The sequence below is a fragment of the Italian clover phyllody phytoplasma str. MA1 genome (genome assembly GCF_000300695.1).
In the GTDB taxonomy this organism is placed as follows: Bacteria; Bacillota_I; Bacilli_A; order Acholeplasmatales; family Acholeplasmataceae; genus Phytoplasma.
In genome coordinates this window covers 1-527 of record NZ_AKIM01000004.1, presented here as the reverse complement: position 1 = coordinate 527, position 527 = coordinate 1, and the positions used below count along the sequence as shown (strand labels likewise).

General features: G+C 27.5%; 1 pseudogene. It reads right to left on the bottom strand.

Annotated elements, in window-relative coordinates:
* Positions 1–192 precede the first annotated feature (192 nt).
* A pseudogene (locus RI01_RS03605) lies at positions 193–527 on the bottom strand (type IVB secretion system protein DotG/IcmE); the annotation flags it as partial.

Genomic DNA, 527 nt, shown 5'->3' with positions numbered 1-527 from the left:
ATTCGATCTTATAATGATTCTTTATACATTAAAATATGTTATTTGGCGTTCATTTTTCGCTGTTTAAGTGTTTATTTAACAACCAAACTTATAAAAATTTTTATTTATCTTTTTTAATTTAGTTATTTTCATTTATTCTTAAATTCATAATATTTTAAATCTTGATATGTAAATCCAACTTTTATTAAATCGTTATATGTAAATATTTTTAAATCCAGCATCTCTTAATTCATCAATTGTATACCCAGCATCTTTTAAATCCTTAACTGTATACCCCCCAACACTATATTTTAAATCCCTAGCTGTATATCCGGCATCTCTCAATTCCTTAGCTGTATACGCAGCATATGTTAAATCTTGAAATGTATATCCGGCATCTTTTAATTCTTTAGCTGTATAACCAACATCTTTTAATTCATCGGCTATATATCCACCATCTCTTAATTCATCAATTGTATACCCAGCATCTCTCAATTCCTTAGCTGTATACGAAGCATATGTTAAATTTCGAAATGTATATCCGGCAT